Source organism: Armatimonadota bacterium (genome assembly GCA_013314775.1).
In the GTDB taxonomy this organism is placed as follows: domain Bacteria; phylum Armatimonadota; class Zipacnadia; order Zipacnadales; family JABUFB01; genus JABUFB01.
Map to the genome: position 1 here is coordinate 170,115 of JABUFB010000006.1, position 18,344 is coordinate 188,458.

The 18,344-nt window shown below is 64.7% G+C and carries 13 protein-coding genes; 5 read left to right on the plus strand and 8 right to left on the minus strand.

What is annotated here, in order from left to right:
* Nucleotides 1-3: 3 nt before the first annotated feature.
* Both HPY44_06435 and HPY44_06440 read left to right on the plus strand, forming a co-directional pair.
* On the plus strand, nt 4-1,002 hold the full coding sequence (locus HPY44_06435; protein ID NSW55633.1) for a TIM barrel protein: 999 nt from the start codon (nt 4-6) through the stop codon (nt 1,000-1,002).
* 164 nt (nt 1,003-1,166) lie between these two features.
* Nucleotides 1,167-2,387 (plus strand): phosphatase PAP2 family protein, encoded by a 1,221-nt coding sequence (locus HPY44_06440; protein ID NSW55634.1) that lies wholly within the window; start codon nt 1,167-1,169, stop codon nt 2,385-2,387.
* A 174-nt stretch (nt 2,388-2,561) separates the two neighbouring features.
* Here HPY44_06440 and HPY44_06445 read toward each other — a convergent pair whose 3' ends face one another.
* From HPY44_06445 to HPY44_06475, 7 genes are all read right to left on the minus strand, one after another.
* On the minus strand, nt 2,562-3,719 hold the full coding sequence (locus HPY44_06445) for an iron-containing alcohol dehydrogenase (GenBank protein ID NSW55635.1): 1,158 nt from the start codon (nt 3,717-3,719) through the stop codon (nt 2,562-2,564).
* A 103-nt stretch (nt 3,720-3,822) separates the two neighbouring features.
* Nucleotides 3,823-5,115, minus strand: coding sequence for a hypothetical protein (locus HPY44_06450; GenBank protein NSW55636.1), 1,293 nt, complete (start codon nt 5,113-5,115; stop codon nt 3,823-3,825).
* A 453-nt stretch (nt 5,116-5,568) separates the two neighbouring features.
* Complete coding sequence (locus tag HPY44_06455) at nt 5,569-6,540, minus strand: hypothetical protein (protein NSW55637.1); 972 nt, start codon at nt 6,538-6,540, stop codon at nt 5,569-5,571.
* Nucleotides 6,541-6,545: 5 nt separating this feature from the next.
* Entirely contained in the window at nt 6,546-7,841 is a 1,296-nt protein-coding gene (locus HPY44_06460) for a hypothetical protein (GenBank protein NSW55638.1), read from the minus strand.
* A gap of 253 nt (nt 7,842-8,094) precedes the next feature.
* Nucleotides 8,095-10,716, minus strand: coding sequence for a hypothetical protein (locus HPY44_06465; protein ID NSW55639.1), 2,622 nt, complete (start codon nt 10,714-10,716; stop codon nt 8,095-8,097).
* Nucleotides 10,713-11,855 carry a signal peptidase I gene (lepB, locus tag HPY44_06470; GenBank protein NSW55640.1) on the minus strand — a complete coding sequence of 381 codons (1,143 nt, stop codon included), beginning with the start codon at nt 11,853-11,855 and terminating at the stop codon, nt 10,713-10,715. Before lepB ends, HPY44_06465 begins: the two co-directional genes overlap by 4 nt.
* A 103-nt stretch (nt 11,856-11,958) precedes the next feature.
* The gene (locus HPY44_06475; protein NSW55641.1) at nt 11,959-12,951 is read right to left on the minus strand and encodes a Gfo/Idh/MocA family oxidoreductase; all 993 of its coding nucleotides are present in this window, start codon (nt 12,949-12,951) and stop codon (nt 11,959-11,961) included.
* A gap of 284 nt (nt 12,952-13,235) precedes the next feature.
* Between HPY44_06475 and HPY44_06480 the strand changes: the two genes are divergently transcribed.
* The 3 genes from HPY44_06480 to HPY44_06490 all read left to right on the plus strand — a co-directional run bounded on the left by HPY44_06480 (nt 13,236) and on the right by HPY44_06490 (nt 17,447).
* Nucleotides 13,236-14,546: a BNR-4 repeat-containing protein gene (locus HPY44_06480; protein ID NSW55642.1), complete on the plus strand. Its 1,311-nt coding sequence runs from the start codon at nt 13,236-13,238 to the stop codon at nt 14,544-14,546.
* A gap of 35 nt (nt 14,547-14,581) precedes the next feature.
* Nucleotides 14,582-15,586, plus strand: coding sequence for a glycoside hydrolase family 5 protein (locus HPY44_06485; GenBank protein ID NSW55643.1), 1,005 nt, complete (start codon nt 14,582-14,584; stop codon nt 15,584-15,586).
* A 172-nt stretch (nt 15,587-15,758) separates the two neighbouring features.
* A complete protein-coding gene (locus HPY44_06490; GenBank protein NSW55644.1) occupies nt 15,759-17,447 on the plus strand; it encodes an exo-alpha-sialidase in 1,689 nt (562 codons plus the stop codon).
* Between the two features lie 28 nt (nt 17,448-17,475).
* Here the strand turns inward: HPY44_06490 and HPY44_06495 are convergent, their stop codons facing one another.
* Nucleotides 17,476-18,201 (minus strand): HAD hydrolase family protein, encoded by a 726-nt coding sequence (locus tag HPY44_06495; protein ID NSW55645.1) that lies wholly within the window; start codon nt 18,199-18,201, stop codon nt 17,476-17,478.
* Nucleotides 18,202-18,344 lie beyond the last annotated feature (143 nt).

Sequence of the window (18,344 nt, forward strand, 5' to 3'; positions counted from 1 at the left end):
TCCATGTCTCGCAATCTCAAGTTGCGCCTGGGTATCAATGGAGCATTCTGCGCCCGCCGCTGGGAGCGTCCGGAGAACTGGATGCAAATCACCCGCGAGTTGGGCTTCACCTGCCACGAATTCTGCGCCGATCTCATCGACCCGTTCTTCACTGGTGACCGCGAGTACCAGCTGGAGCTTGCCCGCGAAGTCAAAGAGGCCGCGCAACGGCACGGCGTGACCATCCCCTCGGTGTATAGCGGCCTTGCGATACACCGATTTCACGGCCTTGCTCACAGCCACCCGCTGCCCAGGCAGCGCATGGTGGAGTGGATCGTCGGCATCATGGACATCGCCCGCGAAATGGGCGCGCAGCGAGTCGGGGGGCATTTCGACACCATCCCGACAGAGGTACTGGAAGCAGGCGAGGAAGCGTACGCCGAAGCGATCAAGCGCCAGCATGAGATTTTCCGCGACCTCGCGAAGATCGGCCGCGACAAGGGCCTCGAAGCACTCCACCAGGGACAGATGTACACCCCCGCCGAGCCTCCCTGGACCATCAAGCAGGCCGAAGAGTTCCTGATCCAGGTCAACCGGAACAGCAAAGGCTGCCCGGTCTACCTGGTCGTCGATGTGGGTCACATGGCCGGGGAGCACCACGGGCTGCAGGGGCGCGATGTGGACTACCTCGAATGGCTGCGGGCATTGGCGCCATACTGCGAGGTTATTCACCTGCAGCAGACCGTTCCCGGCGCCAGCCACCACTGGCCTTTCACCGAGGAGTACAACCGCAAGGGGCATATCGACATCGATAAGATGCTCGAAGCCATCGTGCAGGGACACGAACACCACGAGCAGAACTGGATCGCGGAAGTGCTGGACCCGGTGGAAGAGTGCTGGCTGATCCTTGAGGTCCTGCCCTCATCCACGAAGACCCAGGATCGGCTCATCGCCGACCTGCGCGAGAGCGCCGACTACCTCAAGCAATGGATGGCTGATGGGGAACTGGAGATGGTTGTGTAAACCGTCCCGAACCGCGCGAAATCTGGGCCCGCAGGCTTCGCATTGAGCCTGCGGGCCTCTCCATTTCCGGCGAGCCGGAACAAAACCACGGCTTGTCTGGTCAAAGAAGCATCCCCAAGCGGGCAATGCTGGTCATATCCCCGCCGTGAGCTGGAGACGAGACAATGGGTCGCGTCTTGAGGAAGGCGCATGATGCTATGCGCTGGTGCGTTTCGGCGCCCGGGGTGGTCCCGGGAGCGTTCCTGCTCCTCGTAGGAGCGTTGATGGTCCCCTCCGACCCGCCGATGGAGGAGGTCTGGGACCGCTTGCATGAGCCCCTGCGTGGCATTGACCAGGTCGCTTTCGTGCTCACGCGTTCCGCCGACCTGTGGTCAAACCTGCTGGTTGCCGGGCTCCTTCTGGCTTTTGCAGGGAAAGGCCGCTTCCGCCTGCTGGCGGCCTTCGCGGCGGCAAGCATCGGAGGAACGGTCCTGTGCGAGGGGATCAAGGAGCTCGTGGGTCGCGCCCGGCCCGACGCTCTGGGTGAGATCAACTTCTTCGCACCCATCTCTGCTTCCGGCGGCTTCCACTCCTTCCCATCAGGCCACGCGACCAACGTGGTCGTCATGGCGGTATTCCTGTCGCGCCTGTTCCCAGGCGCGCGCATTGCCTTTACCACCTGGAGCTTTCTTGTCTGCTGCGCGCGGGTCACTCTCGACCGCCACTTCTTCGGCGACGTCTTCGCAGGAGCCGGCCTTGGCATGCTGGCAAGCGGAGTCTCCCTGCGTGGCCTGAAGCTGGCTGATCGGGATGACCTGCTGGAGTTCCTGCTGTCCAAGCGCGCCCGCCTGCACGTCGCCGTGGCTGCCTCCTTCATGCTCGTTGCCCTCCCCACCGACGCCAGCGTGCGTGCGGGTATGATGGTCATCCTCCCCGGCGTGGCCCTGCGACTCTGGGCGCTGGGGCATATCCGCAAGAACCAGGGCGTCTGCAATACCGGCCCGTACGCGCTGGTGCGCCACCCCCTGTATCTGTCCAGCATCCTGTGTGCCACCGGGGCGGCGGTGATGGCCAACTGGTTCCCCCTCACGGTTGTGGTGGTCGGCTCTGCGCTGGCGATCCACATCTGGCTGATCCGGAAAGAGGAAGCGTGGCTGACCAAGCAGTTCGGCCCGGCCTACACCGAATACGCGCGCACAGTGCCGGCCTTGCTGCCCAACCCTCTGCGCATCTCCGACGGGATACTGACGGGGGAGTTCAACTGGAAGCTTGCGGCGGCGAACCGCGCGGCCAGCGTGGTCCCGCTCGCCCTCTTGACCTACCTTATCATGCAGGGGAAGCAGGAGTTGTTCGAGGGCCTCGCGCAGACCACGATCCTCACGACGTACGGACTGCCGTGGTGGTAAGCCCCGGCCCGGATAGACCAGTCGTCCCTGTCTTCCAGGCGCGGGTTGTGCCGGCTGACCGCTGGCGGTCTCTGTCTTGCGGCCTCCTCCCCTCGCCGTCTAGCGCCGCGAGGACAACGACCGGCAGCAGGCGGACGGTACGCTCGCTTCACGCCACCGCAGGGCCTCTTTGTCTCACATCGCCTTGTCCAGCAGCGCCACCACGTCCTCCTCGCGCACGATCCGCGGGTTCGCCTTGCTGGAGCCGGAAGCCATTGTTGCCTCGACAATCGCCGGGTAGTCCTCGTGCTTCAGGCCAAACTCCGCGAAGTGGCGTCGGCACCCCAGTTCCGCGCAGAGCTGCTCCGTCCACTGGATCAGATCCACGGTGGCGTCGTCGTCGTTGAGTTTCGCGCTGATTCCCATAGCTCGCGCGGCCCTGGCCATCTTCGGCGCTCGAACCGGCGCATTGAACTCCAACACGTATGGCAGCAGAAGCGCGCAGGCCTCGCCATGAGCCAGCCCGTAGAGCGCCCCCAGCGGGTGGGCGATCCCGTGCACCAGCCCGAGCCGTGCGCTCGCCAGTGCAAGACCTGCGAACATGCTGCCAAGAGCCATGTTCTCTCGCGCCTCGCGGTTGTCACCCTCCGCATACGCCACCGGGAGCCACGCACTGATGCGCACGGCGGCCTCCAGCGCGAGATGATCGCTGAAGGGGTTGTCTCCCCGCGACAGGTAGGACTCCAGCGCCTGGGTCAGCGCGTCCAGCCCCGTGAAGGCGGTCTGCTCCGGCGGGACGGAGAGCGTGAGCGCCGGGTCCACGATGGCCACCGAAGGCATCATCCCCTCGGTCCGGATGCTGGCCTTGAGCCGGCGCTCGGGGTCCGTGAGCACCGATACATGGGTGACTTCCGACCCGGTGCCCGACGTGGTAGTGCAGCAGATGTTGGGAACGCAATCAGGACTGATCTCGCGACCCGCCACGAATTCTGCTGTGGGCGCGTCCTCATTTGCCAGACCTGCGATGGCCTTGGCGGCGTCCATCACGCTCCCGCCACCCAGCCCGATTACAAGATCGCAGGCATCGCGCGCAAATGCCTCCCGGCCGCGATCGATGATTTCCACCGATGGATCGTGCCCGACTCCCTCAAACAGAGCGGGCTTGAGGCCGGCATCGCGGAGGCCCTCCAGGATTCCGTCCAGCAGTCCTCCACGGCGAATGGATCCACCGCCGATGACCACCAGCGGCTTGTTGCCCAGCTTCTTCGCGGCTCCGGGCAATTCGCGGACTGCGTTCCAGCCGAAGAGAACTTCCCGGGGTGAGCGGATCACGAAGGAAGGCACGAGGGGCATCGCAGACGCCTCCTGACTGACGAGTCGGCCGATGCGTTATGGGCTATGAAAAGGGGCCCGCGAAATGCGAGCCCCTGATGCGCTTGGCGTGTTGTGACGGTCTCTACTGCGGCCCCATACCCATTGAGCCACCGCCGGGACCGCCGGGCATTGCCGGTCCCATCCCCGGCATCTCCCCGGCCATTCCGGGCATTCCGGCGCCACCGGGGCCCATGTCTGCCCCGCCCGCGCCACCTGCAGCGCCACCAGGAACCGGACCGATGAACTTCATCTGTTCGGGCGGGCCACCGTCTACCACAAGCCGGGCCGCCGCGTTGTCCAGGGCTTTGAGCTGGTCCTTGGTGAGAGTGAACTCGAACTCGAAATACCAGCCCTCCTTGCCGTCCAGGTTCAGGCGGCCGCCGTTGAACTTCTGGTCATCAGGCGGGAGAAGCAACCGATAGCGCGGGGTGTAGTAGATTGTGGGTGGATGGAGCATCTGGGTGAACAGGCCCGGCGTCAGACCAGACGGCTGTGCCGCCCGGACAATCTCCTTGCCCTCTGGATCAAACAGGCGAAGCTGCACCTGCACCCGGCCCCACAGATCGTTCCAGACCTGAATCGCCTCGTCCGCCAGATGGAAAGTAACCTTGCGGTACGCGCCGCTGTCCCAGGTGACGAACTCGAAGGGTGACCGGCCGTGACCGGGGTTGTCGAACTTCTTCAGCGCATTGTAGAACTTGCGCCCATAGTTCTTCTGGCAGCCATCCTTCACGTGCATGACCACGGGTACCGTAATGGTGAAGGAATCCGGCAGGGTGGCTTCCCAGCGTCCCCAGCGCACGGTGCCGTCGGGATTGTGCATGGCCTTGCGCTCCCAGTCGTAGCGGAGCAGTTGCGGGCCGATGCGCGGGTGGCCGACCTCGAACCAGAAATTGGTGAGCGCGTCCTTCCAACGCTCCCAGATGGCATTGACTTCGTTGTGTTTGACTGCGGCCTCAAGATACACCTGGCTCCACAACTTGCCGCCGGGTTGCCCACGCAGAGGCTGGGCAACATCCACCGGTTCGTCGGCATAGACACGCGCCAGGGAATACCACATATTCCGCGTATAGCGCTTGGGCGTGCCGTCCTCCTCCATGAGGTAGACTTCCGGCAACGGCACGGGAGCCTGCCCCTCCTGCGCGAGGAACTCACCGTAGGTCATGAGCAGTTCCTCGGGCATTGCGTTCTCGGTCCACTGGTAGCTGTGGCCACCGGCGCCGCCGCCACCGCCGCCAGGGCCACCCGCCATACCCATATCCATCCCGGGACCCATCATTTCCTGGGCGAATGGCTGGGTGACGAAAACGCCGACGCATGCGGCAAGCGCCAGTGTAATCGCCCCGAGGATCATAAGCACGCGTCTTGCACGCATAGAATCACACCTCGAGAGCGGCCGGCTGTCGAGGAATAACGGCTTTCTCGCACGGCTGGAGTATATCCGTTTCGTCCGCAAACCGTCAAGCGGCCCTCATAGGTAGCCACGAGCATCGGTTTTCCGGGATGCGTGCCGGCCAATGCCGAATCCGCGTCCAGCGTGCCCTTCGCCCTGAGCCCTTGCCTCACAGCCCGCCAGCGTGATTCCAGCACGTTTCAGGGCAGCCGAACTCACACCACACAGAAAGGGAGCATGACCTCGGCAGGTCGGCAAGCCCTCGGGCCAGGGGAGCTCGCACCAGACAGGAAGAGTGGATGATTTCGGCTCGTCCAGAAGCACCGGGGGCCAGCGATCGGATGACGCCCGGATAACTGAGAGACCGAAACGGCCCCTGGCAGCCCGCGGTGTGCCGTCTGCGAATGCCGGCTGCATACAATCGTCCGCCCTCGCCTACCGCTCGCGCTGCGGCCTCTTGCGAGACCGTGGCGGGGGGGTCGTGCTCTGCAGGTAGTGCAACAGGCAGCGGGTGAACACCGTGCCGCCGACGAACACGAAACCCGACCAGAGTATGGCGTGGTAGTAGAACCCGTCCTGCAGCATCTCCCGGGCCAGATACCAGATGGTCAGCACGATGATGACCATCATCGCCAGCGTCGCACTGCAGGAGCCGGCTGCGGGCGCATCCACCGGATGACCGCCGTAGTCGCCGGTGGGAGGGTGTCCCAACACCATCACCGGGCTGTCACTCTCCGGGGGACGCAGTGCCCAGTGCCGCATGCCGCGGAACAGGCTAATCGTTCGGTCGTGGATTTCCCGTAGTGACGAGGCCTCACGGGACTCCAGGGTGAAGCTGCGGTTTGGCTCGCGCGGAGCATGCCAGTGAACCACAATGCGCGGCGGCCCCAAAGGCGCCGGAGTCAGTTCGATGCGGTCGATGCGCGACTTGCTCAGCGACCAGGTAAATCGGTCGCCCACGAACACCAGGGCTCCATCATGGATGCACAGGAAGCCCACGTCCAGGTCAGTCTCGCCGTCCCACGTCCGCACCTGATCTCCCGGCGCGAAACCGATGAAGCGCACATCGCTGGCACAGTCGCGCACCAGCTCGCAGCTGTTGAGATGGTCCTCCAAACGCTTGCGCAGCCAGCCATTACCCAGCAGCGCGAAGCGATTCTGCACCACCCACGTCAGCCCGCTGGAGGCCAGGAACGCGAAACCTGTGATCAGCCCGGCAACCCATCCTGTGGGGTCGGGGAGGAGGTAGGTGATGGTGATCAGAGCCAGCGCAAAAGGTGCCGCCGAGGCGAGCACGATCGCCACGCTGGCGATGATGCGGTTGCGGGCCTTGAAGGCACCGGTAAAGAAGCGTGGACCGTCCCCGCCGGGCACGGCCACGACTTTCTGTCCTGGCATACTGTTCATATTGGCTACTCGGCCCAAAGGTCCTGCAAGAGTGTGTTAGTCACTGCAGCCATCCGCGGCCCGGTATCCTCAACGAACCGAGCGCTCTGGCCCTCATAGGCTCCCTGTCGGAAGCCCTCTACGGTAGGAACATAACCCACGCAGTCGTTTGCAAGTTCCACGAGAAACGTCCAGCGCGCGGGAGACTGGGCCTTGATCTGCAGCCCGTACTCCACGAAATACTCCGCGGGGATGCCCACGATCGCCAGGTCTCCGACGCGGAAGGCCTGCAGTTCGGTGGACTGGCTCGTGACGCCCTGCTCCACCCGGCCCAATCGCCCCCGAGCGTTGATCTTGCGAAAGTCGGTTTCCGCAATCTCCGGGTCCGCGACAATCCGACGCAGCCCGGCGATCTCCTTTTCCGTGAAGGGGCGGTATTCCAGCTCGAGGATTTCACGCCGGGCACCGACGACAGGTTCCCCGCTGGTGATGGAGTCCGGCGCGACCATGCACTTGAGCACCTCTCCCGCCAGGATCTGCCCCATCTTCCGGCAATGCTCGAACCCGCCCTGCCGGGTTTGCGCGAAAACGTTGATATGGTTGATGTTCCCGCAGCAACCATTGGCGAAAAGGACGGTCGCGCCCGGAAATCCCGCCTTCGCCAGAGTCTCCCGCATGAAGTACGGGTAGTCGGCGGAGATCAGGTGGTTACCGTTGCCCAGCACATCCAGGTGACAGGCGAAGTTGACCAGGATCGCCGACGGGGCGGTGGCCGGGCCTGCGAACAAACAGCCGACATCCGGGTCGGTGGGGCCATCACTGCGCACCACGTCAGGGTTGCCCACGCCGGGGTTCGTGCGGGTCGTGCCGTCGCGCATGAGATACCGGCGGTTGAAGGCGATGGTCGTTTCGCGCCCCACCGCCACACGCAGGTCGCCCTCAGCCAGCCGCGAATGGGCCTCGGCCACCGCTCCCGCGAGGCGCTCGGGGAGCGTGCAGATCCAGCCCTCGTCCCGCCTGTCCTTGCCGCCGGGCATCATGATCGGGCCGGCGTGGGTGTGGGTGGCCCAAACCATCACGTTGTCCGCGGGAATCCCCGTGTTCGCTGTGACAAGCTCCCGAGTGCGCGCGCAGACCACCGGGTCCATGGCAATGAGGTCGCAGCCAATCATGGCCACCTTCTCTCTGCCGTTGGAGATCACCATCGCGGCTGCGAGAAGCGGGTCGTGGATACCCACCGACGCGCGGCTCACGAAATGCCCCGCCAGATACCCGCCCAGAGGCGGGGTGATGTCGACGATCGCGGCTCCCGTTGAGTACATATTGGGGGCTCCTCTCAGAAAACGCACCCAGGCAAAGGCCCCGCAGGTGCCCGCTCTGGTGGACAGTCAGGATTGCCAGTCCCACTGACGGCGAACGGCCGGCGGGACACAGGTCCCCGCCATGTATACGGCGTTGGCGTCGATGGACGGTCGGCAAGAGCCGGCTCCGCCTCCAGGCCGCGGAGAAGTCGTTCGCCTCTAGCCGCGGGTGCAAGCCCCTGGAACCCTGGCGCAGTGGCGCCTTTGCGGCTCTCTAACGCAGGAACGCGACCTCGCCCGGTTCGAGGCTGAGCGTCCGTCGGGCGCCGTGCCAGGTGAGCACACCTTCCACCCGCTCATGCTTGATATTCACCGCCACCAGCGCTTCGGTTCCGTCCGCTGCGCGAAAAGCATTGTGCAGGATCGCGGGAAGCTGCCGACCACTCACCTCCACCGTGCCCACTTCCAGCGGCGGCTTGTGCAGCATCCGCCCGTGGAGCAGATATGCGCTTGCCTCGTCGCAGTACAGGTCCACCCAGCGGCGCATGAACCCATGGTCCAGCGGCACCTCGGGGCGCATGACCTGCGCCCACGTTCCGTCCGGTAGTGCGCGCTCGAGCACCATGTCATCTACCCAGACCTTCCCCGGCCCGTCGATGTGAATCATGATCCGCAGCATCTCAGACTGGGCCGGGACAGTAAACTCCGCACTGCCCTCGACCCATTCCCCGCCTGTGTCCTGGGGAATCTGGATGCGCGCGCCACCGGTGCTGCGCAGTCCCGGGGCGAAAGTGCCCAGCCCGATACCATTCGGCTTCTGCATGGCTTCCGACCGCAGCCACGCGCGGAGCCGGTACTGACCGCCGATAGCGAACTGGCCGCCGACGCTTACATTCTGCGACACCTGCACCACATCCGTGGGCTCAGTGTTCTCCAGTCGCAGGCTGTGGTTGCCACCATGGGCGACCTCGGCATCGTGGAAACACTTGCCTGACCACGTCCGCCCCTGGTAGCCGCCGACCTTGTCCCAGCCCGCCGGCGCGCCGCCCACCCATTCCTCGAAGTCCCCGCCAAGGAGCGACGGCCCGGGCCCGGTGAGCATGGAGGGCACGAAATGGGGCATCTGCCCGGTGACAAGGCAGTACCCCGCGCCGGGCAGGTCATTGGCGCGCGGGTTGCTCTGGAAGGTGGGCAGGTACTCGTGGTACACATAGTTGAAGACCGATTCTGGAATCGTGTCATCCTCGGCGCGCCGCGTCGGCTCCCAGTCGCGGTAGTCCTGGATCGCCACCTGCTGGATGAAATGCTCGTTGGGCTCCTCGAAGCAAACCAGGGCGTCGGGGTCGATCTTCCGACATTCCGCCAGCATGGTCTCCAGTTGCCGGCGAAACACTTCGGTCATCCACACCCCCGGCCCCGGCGGGTGGTTGTGGTCGGTCTTGTAGCAGAACGGGTACGCGCCGCCCACTACCTGGTCCACCTGTACCAAATCAGAGCCACGCTCCACCAGTTTCACGGCCAGGTCGTTGAACCAGTCGATGGTCCACGGGTCCCCGGGGCACATGGTCGCCGTTGCTCCGCCGCGCAGCCAGCTGGGCTCGCGCACATACAGGCTGCCGTCCCGATTGTGTATGGCGTGGGGGCGGGCGCTCTCGTCGAATCGCTCCCGGTCGTCCCACCGGAATGTGCCGTCAGCCAGCTTCTCGAAGGTCAGCGTATAATGGTACCCGCTGGGCCAGGGGAAAGTATGTACCCCGTGCGCTCTTGCGAAAGCGGCAAGGCTGGTGAACTCCTCATCGTTGGGGAACACCGGGAAGTAGTCCGGCGTGACCCAGCTCTCCACTTTCTCCCAGCCCCAGTAGGCCGCGATCAGATGGTTTCCCGCCGGGAAGTGCTTGCCCCAGTAGCCAGTGAGCCAACTACGGATGCGTTCGGGCTTCGCAAGCCATGCGCGGTTGAAGCGCACCATGGCCGGACCGTCCTTGAACCACTGAGGGACATCGTCGCGGTCGGCGAACTTCCGCGCGCACCAGTGCTGCTTCTCGGCCCATGCCTTGTAGATGTCGGCCCCGTCGCGCCAGGTCGTCGCGGCCCCGTTTTCACCCCGGAAGGTGCCGATCGCGGCTTCGAAACCCAGGCTGAAGTCCCCCGTATCAAAGCAGTGGCGGTCCCAGTCGGTCTCCAGGCCCTCTTCAATGCGCCGGCATTCCACGGTCTTCGGGTACCCCGCCGAATCCAGGGCGGCGAAGACTACGCCCACGCCGTCGTCATGGTAGCAGCCGAACTGTGCCGCCAGGCTCCCCGGCTGCCGGGCGTATATTCGCCGATTCACGGCCCAGTTCGAGGGCCGAGGCGACATGCCCCCCTTCGTGCGGCCAAGCACCAGCGCGTCTTCGCCCTGCCCGCTCAACGGCGCACGGAGCGCGATGAAAGGATACTGCACTTCCTCGCAGACGAGATCCTCGGGGATACGCGCCTGCAGCCCGAACCGCGCCAGCTGATCGGGCTGGTCCACGGTGACGTTGCAGACGACCTCGACGCTCTGCCCCGGAAAACCACTGTATGTGACCTGCACGCCGCCGGGCAGCGTCTCGAAGGTCACCGATTCCGCCTGCGCGCTGGACAAGTACTGCGGCGTGCCGGATTTGTCTCCGCGCTTGGTGAGGGTCAGCTGGAACAGGCGCGGTGACTTCTGAAGCGCTGCAAGTTCCCGGTCCAGGGACCTGTCGCGCAGGGAAATGATGGCGCCTTTCTCAGCCTTCCCCAGGGCCAGCGACAACCGGTCATTCTGTAGGATGAGCCGCCCGGGAGTGTCGCTTACCTGCACCCCGTGAGCTGGGCCACAGGTGGCACACAGGACGATCGCTCCCAGGGTCATGAGCATTGGGGATGTCATCGCGCGTACTCCTCCTGGGCCACCGTGCCCATGCGGTCCGGCGGCCAGTATCGGTACACCAGTCTGCCCCGCAGGGCGCTCATGGGCAGGAAGGGCATCTCTTCAACGTCCCGGCCGTCCGCGGTGATACGCCGCCAAAGGTGGGCGTCGAAGGAATCATTGCGGTTGTCTCCCAGCACCACAACTTGCCCCTTCGGAACCTCTACCTGTTCCCCGGCCTCCGGCCACTCATACGCCGGAGGTTCGGAGATGTACGGCTCATCCACAGGCTGGTCATTGCGGACCAGCCTCCCCTGGCGCACTTCCAGACGGTCGCCGGGCAGGCCCACCACACGCTTGACGAAGATCTTGCCTTCTTCATCCACCCAGTCGGGGGCGCGGAACATCACGATCTCCCCATGCCTCGGGGCGCGCAGGCGCAGGACCAGCTTGTTCGCGAGAATCCGGTCGCCGATCTGGATCGTGGGCTCCATGGAACCGCTGGGCACCACGTAGGCTTCCACCAGGAAGGGGCGCACGACGATGAAAGGCACTGCCAGCCACAGGACCGTTGCCCCAGCGGCCAGACGGGTCAGACGATCCACAGGCACCGGGTCCTCGCGCAGCACGAACGTCCTTGCCGCGAGGTCGTGGATCGCCTGCCTGCGGCGGGTGGTGAGGATGTAGAAGGGGTCCACCAGGCCAATGATCGACCCAAGACCTGCCCCCGACAGGGCGCAGGCGACCTTGTCCGCGCCGGAAATCGAAGCGAAGAGCCAGCCCACGGCCATGAACGCGACACCGGTCATGTCGAAGGCTGCCTCAACCAGGACCCGCCTCAGGACCACAGACTTCGGAGGAACCTGCCCGTCCGCGTCGACCACGCGGATTTGAGCGGCCATCTTGCCGATAGTCTGACCACGCAGCGCAGTGAGGCGGTAGACGTAGAGATACCACAGGATTCCCGAGGCCACGAAACCCAGCGCGATCGTCAGCGGCGGCAGGCCCAATGCATTGAGCAGTGCGCCAAGCGCCACCAGCAGCGTCTCCACCACCACCCACAGGCCGTGGTCTATGAGCTTGGCTCCCACGCGCAACCACAGCCCGGCGTCAGGGAACTGCGCGGTCAGATTCGATGAGACAGAATCAGTCGGCGGCATTTGAACGCCGCGGCGCTCAGACGGGCCCCAGGCGGCGTACTCTCCCTTCTGAATCAGGTCCTTCTAGTTCAGCGGTAAGCGTACCACATTCCACGACGCGAACTTACGCCGGCGCGACGGGCATACCTGCTGCCGCCGACCGGTATGCGGCGTCGATAATGCGCTGAATGTTGTAGGCCTCGGTGGCCCCCTCGGAGGGTTCGGCGCCGGAATCGATCAGCCCCAGGAACCGCTCGAACTGGGGCGCGAGACCTCCGCCGTCCCCTGCGAAAGTGATCACTTCAGCGTTCTCGGTCTCCCCTGCGTGGATCGCCACGCGGGTCGCGGTCACATCCAGCGTGGCCTTCGTGCCATGCAGGACCACCTGGCGGTTGGACGGCTGGCAGATGAAGCAGCAGACCACGTTCCCAATCCCGCCGTCGGGGTAGTCGAGCACCAGACAGGCGCGGTCGTCCACATCATAGTCACCCGGCAGGGCATTGCCTCGACCAAGCGAGCAGTAGACCCGCTCGGGCATCCCGCGCAACCAGTGCAGGATGTCCAGGATATGCCAGCCCGAATCGATCACTGCCACACCACCGGACTTCTCGCGCACCGCGCGCCAGCGCCAGTTGTTCGCGAAAGCCCCGCCCCAGCGGTATGTGATGATCCCCCGGGACAGGAAGACGTCTCCCAGCATCCCGCTGCCCACCAGTTCCCCGGCCCTCTGGAACCCAGGCGAGTACTTGCCCTGCCCGGCCACCATGAGGGTCCGGCCAGCGCTTTTCGCGCACTCCATCATAGTCCGCGCATCCGCAAGATCTTTCGCGAAAGGCTTCTCCTTGAGCACGTGTATCCCGTTCTCCAGGGCCATGCACACGGCTGCGGGGTACAGGTCGTGTGGCAGGACGATGATCGCTGCGTCGATATCATCCCGGGACAGCGCCTCCCGGAAATCCGCCGTCGTCGCGATGCCCTGACCTGCGAGGGGCGCCAGGACTTCGGGCGCCGCGTCGCAGACCACCTTCAGCTCGACCCGCGGGTGATTGCGCAGCACAGCGAGATGCCCGCCGCCGAAACCTCCAGCACCGACGAGAGCGAAGCGCAGGCGATCCATGGGAGAGCCTCCAACAGAGCAGATAAAGCCGCTGGTCGCAGCCCGCCCTCATTTCGGCGCGCGGAGAACGGGACCTTCCGAAAGAGCCGTGGGGGCGAGGCCGTTGCCCTCGTCGTTTGTGGGGCGCGGGCTTGTACCGCGCCGGACGGATACATGAGCGCGTGGGGCGGGCGTCTCGCCCGCCGCCGTTCGCCGTCCGGAGGGCGGCATTCACGCAGGCCATTCCTGCTCCGGTGTGGAAACATCTCTCACGCGACTTGATCCGCCGCGCCAGGAGTGTTCCCATGGAAGTCCCCGCCTCACACCGTGGCGTCTGGTATGCCTGCGGAATCCCCAATGCTCTGCCGGGCCACGGCCACGTGTACTCCGGCCCCATGGCGACGTACTGTGCCTGGCACAGGCCGATGGCGATCTATTGCCCGGAGCCGGACAGGACCTTCTGGGTCTACGGGAATGCCGACAATGCCCCCACCATCACCTTCTTCGACCACGCGACGGCGAGGTTCGCCCAGCCGGTAGTGCTGGGGTCAAACCCCGACGGCGATGCCCATCGCAACCCGACTCTGCTCATCGATGAGGCCGGCTTCCTCAATGTTTTCTACGGGGCTCACAGCGACCCGTCTCACGTGGTCCGCAGCGTGAAACCGTACGACATCACCGCGTGGCGCCAGATGCCCGACCTGGCCGACCCGCTTGGCAGTTACCCGCAGGCCTGGCAGGCGATGCCTGGCGAGATGAACGTCTTGTTCCGGCACAGTCCGGGCTGGCGTTGTAGGATATCCCGGGACGGCGGAGAGTCCTGGGAGGAACCCATCGACGTGGTCTCCCTCGCAGAGGATGAGGGCTGGAGCATCAGCGTCTATGGCCTGAGCGTCGCGGCCGAGGGCCCCCATCCGCGGCGCCTGCATTTCGCCTGGTCGAAACTGGGCGGCGGCACCCCGGAGGAGGTGGCCGCCAAGCATCTGTGGGCCCGGCGCTACAATGTCTACTACGCCTGCAGCGACGACGGCGGGCGTACCTGGCAGCGCTCGGACGGCGCCCCCTGCGCCCTGCCCATCACCGAAGACAATGCGGAGATGCTCTACGACTGCGGAACCCGCGGTGTCTGGCTCAAGGACATCCAGGTGGATTCCCGGGGATACCCGTACATATTGTTTCTGGATGCCGAAGTCGAGACATTCCGCGCGCGCTGGATGGTCCTGCGCTTCGACGGCGCAGATTGGAAGCTGTCACAGGTTACCGAGAGTGACCACATGTACGATGACGGGGCACTGGTGATCATCGCCGATGATGACATCCGTATCTGGGGGCCGACTGCGCCCGTGCAGCCCTCGGAAGACGGCGGCGAAATCGAGGAGTGGCAGTCAACCGATGGCGGGGACAACTGGACCCGGACCAGGGCGCTGACATCGGGGTCCCGCTACTCGCACAACAATGTCAAGCAGGTGTGGAACCACCGCGCGGGAAAGGGCGACTTGCGGGTCTTCTGGAGTTACGGCGACTCCAATTCCCCGCCCGAGGATCGCGAGGTGCGCCTGTTCTGCTACGGTGAGAACATGCCCGCGCCCCGGGAAGTGCAATTCCCGGTGGAGTGATAGACCTGCGACCTCAACACACGGAGATGATCCCTATGCCAGAAGCAATCCAGACCGCCCTGCCCCGCTGGCGAGGTTTCAACCTGCTGGAAATGTTTACCACGAAGAGCGACTGCAACTTCCGGGAGGACGATCTGCGCTGGATGTCCGACTGGGGCTTCGACTTCGTGCGCCTGCCCATGTGCTACACCCTCTGGACCCAGGGCGATGACCCGTACGCCATCCACGAACCGGCCCTGGAGAGCATTGACCGCGTGGTCTCGTGGGGCGAGAAGTATGGCATCCACATCTGCATGGACTTCCACAGGGCGCCGGGGTATTCCGTGAACCGCGAGCGCGAGGAGCCTTTCAACCTGTGGAAGGACCAGGATGCGCTGGACGCCTTCTGCTTCCACTGGCAGCTCTTCGCAAAACGCTACAAGGGCATTTCCAACGAGCGCGTGAGTTTCGACCTGGTGAACGAGCCGTGCGCGCCCAATAATCCTGACTTCATGACCCGCGAGGACCACGAGCGCGTGGTGCGTGCCACGGTCAAGGCGATTCGTGACGTGGACCCCGGACGGCTCATCATCGCCGACGGGCTGTCGTGGGGCAATGACCCGCTGCCCGAACTGGCGGACCTCGGCATCGGTCAGAGCTGCCGGGCGTACGTGCCCATGGGGATCAGCCACTACAAGGCGTCCTGGGTCAGCTCCGAGGGCTGGATGGAGCCTGCCTGGCCGGGGACTATCCAGCATGGCGAGTACTGGGACCGAGCGAAGCTCGAGGCCCACTACCAGAAATGGATCGATCTCGCAGCACAGGGCGTCGGGGTGCATTGCGGCGAAGGCGGAGCCTTCAACCAGACGCCCCATGACGTGTTCCTGGCATGGTTCCGGGACGTGCTGGAGATTCTCACCGCAGGCAACATCGGCTGGGCACTGTGGAACTTCCGGGGAAGTTTCGGGATCCTGGACTCGGGTCGCTCCGACGTAGCCTATGAAGACTGGCGCGGCCACGCGTTGGATCGAAAGCTGCTGGACCTGCTGCAGGAGTTCTGATGCAGCGGGCCGGGAATTGGGACGGCGGATTGGGTGCAGACACCGAGCTCGTAAGGGTGTGAACTCGGATGCCGGCGACCCGCCGTCAGTGGCGCCAAGCCGGGAGAAGCCGAAGCATGGCCCTTCCGGCCAGCTTCCACGATACACCGCCACAAGTAGGGAGAATAGTAATATGAAACGCGGCCCTCTCGGCATCGCGCTCCTTGCTGCGCTCGCACTCCCGGCCCTGGCCCAACAGCCCGGGGAGTTCGAGTGGGACCACATCTACACCCCCACCGACCTGCCCACGAAGTTCGGGTGGAGCGGGGGCGGCAACCCCAACTCGCAGACTTCGGCGGAGATCACCGACGACGGCGCTCTGCGTATCATCGACGCCAGCAGCGCACCAACCCACCTGCATGCCTACAGCTATTCGTGGCGGGCGCGACCGGACTGTGGCGGGATTGCCCAGGCTACCGTGAAGGTCATCAGCAACACGGACCGCGCCGGAGTTGCGCTCATGGTGGCCGACGGGGTTCGTGAGATCGGCCTTACGCTCTACCCCGACCGCGCGGTTCTCGGCGATAACCAGTTCGTCCACCCCATGGATACCACCGACGACTACCACACCTACCAGCTTCGCATCAGCGGCATGAACTTTGAACTATGGGTGGACGGGGAGCTGTCCATCGACGGCTGGGGCAAGCTCGATAACCGCGCACACAATGGACGGCGCGTGGTGACCTTCGGGTCCATCTCCAGCGCCGCGAAGAGCGAAGCTCTTTGGAAGGACGTGCGCATCTTGTCTTTCACCCAGCCAGTGGAACGCTTGGCCGGGGCCCGCGACGTGGTCATCTATCGCAAGCCGGACGTCTACGCCTGTTTCCCATCCCTGACCCGACTGGAAGACGGCAGGCTGTACACCAGTTTCGGGACCCGGGTCCGGCGTTCTCACATTGACAGCACCGGGGGCAGCGCGGCCATGGTCTCCTCGGACTTTGGCGAGACCTGGGAGCCCGCCGACCGGTCCTATTACGACCCGCGTTACCGCCGGGAGGATGGAACCACTTTCGTGCCCCGCGCTGAAGGCTGGGTGTATGTGGATGAGTCGGAACTGCCGAAGATCAAGGAGCGCGGGCGGACCTGGATGAACGTGCGCCCCGGCACTGTGGCGTATCTCGGTGATTGCCTCGTGGACATCACTCGGCCGGACGGAAAGAAAGAGCAGATCCGCATGGACAGCCCGGTGGCCGGCGGTGTGATGAGCTTCCACCCGAACTCCGCGTTCCTGCGCAAAGGGAACCTGTGGATCGTCGCGATCTACGGCGGCGCCAGCAATGAGGCCGAAACGGGAGTCTGGGCGATCCGGTCCGAGGACAACGGGGAGAACTGGGAAGTAGTGCATATCGCCGGGCCCATCGGCGACAAGATCGGCCTGGGCGAATCAGCCCTGTGCGACAATGGCATGGGCGAACTGATCTGCGTCATGCGTTCCGGTGACGGCGGCACCTACAATACCTACCAGTGCTTCTCCAGCGACGGCGGAAAGACCTGGGGGCCGCCCCAGGACACGGGTATCTGGGGCTATCCGTGCAATGTCATCCGCCTGCGGGATGGTCGCCTGCTGTGCACGTACGGCTACCGCCGGGACCCCATGGGCGTACGCGCGGTCCTCAGCAACACCGGCGGGCACACCTGGGACCTGGACAACGAGATCATCCTGAGGGCCGACGGTTACGGCAATGGCGGGGACAACGGCTACCCGATCTCGCTGGAGCATGACACTGAGGATGGCCGGATTTTCACAATCTATTACCTGAACGACAAGGAGAATGTGACTCACGTGGCCGGAACCCACTGGCAGGTCCCGCCAGCCCGGTAGGGACAGACGCCGTGGGAGGGCGACCGCATCAGCCCCCAAGCAATTGGATTGCCTTCTCCAGCATCTCCTGGGCTCCAGAATGGCCTTCCTGCGGCGATACGAACCCGCCGCGGCCCAGCACCAGCGCCCGGACATCCGGGTGGCAGTTGCCCGGCGCCAGCGGTATCCCTACGGTGCGCAGCATGGGGATGTCATTGCTGTTGTCGCCCATGCCCAGAGTGACATCCACCGGGACCCCGAGGTCCTCGCACAGCCGCACGACCGCTTTGTCCTTCCCCGCAAGGGCCGGGAAGACCTCGATATACCGACCCGAGGTATTGCGGCTGAAATCAAGCTGCAAACCCTCGGGGAGATTGCACCGCACCCACTCCACGTCCCGGTCGGTCTTGCCGCTCTTTTCGATACACGAGCTAAAGGAGTGCAGCTTGCGGTGGATGCGCCAACCCATGCGTTCGAGCATGTCCCGGAACTCATACACGGCGGGCTGGAAGGCGCTCATCTCTCGGTGCCAGTCCTCGTCGAGATGATCCTCCCCATTGCGGCGGAACCAGATATCCGCACCATTTTCCGCGATCAACCCGTCATTGGGTATCGGCGGCAGCGGTTCGCATTCCCGGCGGCTCCGGGCGGTCACCAGGATGAATCGGGCGCGTCGGCGGACCTCCTCGATGAGCACTGCCGTGCCCGCGTCCAGTTTGCTGTCGAAGACGATGGTGAAGTCAATGTCGGAAAAGACAATGGGCTGGTGGGCCATTCTTGAGGCCTCGTGAGACGCCCCTTCGGGGCGAAGAAGGTTCCAGGGCATGGCGCTGCGAACATTGCAGACGGTCGCTTCCCCGGTGCAATCATAGGGGCGCCTGGTTGAGCGCCGGCGGGCATCATAGCACATGTGGGCGG